Raw genomic sequence first — 535 nt, forward strand, 5'->3', positions numbered from 1 at the left:
ACGCGAGGTAGTCGTCGGCGGTCGAGACGAGCCCGCCGCCACCTCCTTCGAACGCTGGCGGCCGGCTCCACCGCCCGTCGGGGCCGTCTTCGACGACCGGCTCGCCGGTGGCGGCAGTGTCGCGCTCGTACGCCGTCGCCAACCGGCCGATGTTCTCGCCACCCACGCTGAAGGCGGTGTCCTTCATCCCGAGCGGATCGCAGATCCGCTCGCGCAAGGCATCCCCGAAAGACATGCCAGTGGCCCGGGCGATGAGCACGCCCGTCACGTCGGCGGCGGTGTCGTACATCCAGCGCTCACCTGGCTGGTGGACGAGCGGAAGCGCGCCGAGCCGGCGCATCGACTCGTCCATCGGCGGCTCGCCGAGTCCGTTCAGCGCGTCCGAGATCGGGACGGTTCCCGGCTCGGCAGGGACCATGCCGGTGCCGAGGGTGAAGGTCAGCAGATCCCGCAGCGTTATCGGGCGTTTCGCCGGGACGGTGTCTTCCAGTGGCCCGTGGGGATCGGCGAGCACGGTCATGTCCGCCAGCTCCGG

General features: G+C 70.8%; 1 protein-coding gene. It reads right to left on the reverse strand.

All coding sequences use genetic code 11. The features are described 5' to 3' along the window. Positions 1-520, reverse strand: a 520-nt coding sequence (locus ONA70_RS36445; RefSeq protein ID WP_265011016.1) for a serine hydrolase domain-containing protein, incomplete at its 3' end; no start/stop codon positions are given. Positions 521-535 lie beyond the last annotated feature (15 nt).

It is taken from the genome of Micromonospora yasonensis, from assembly GCF_026013475.1.
Lineage (GTDB): Bacteria > Actinomycetota > Actinomycetes > Mycobacteriales > Micromonosporaceae > Micromonospora > Micromonospora yasonensis.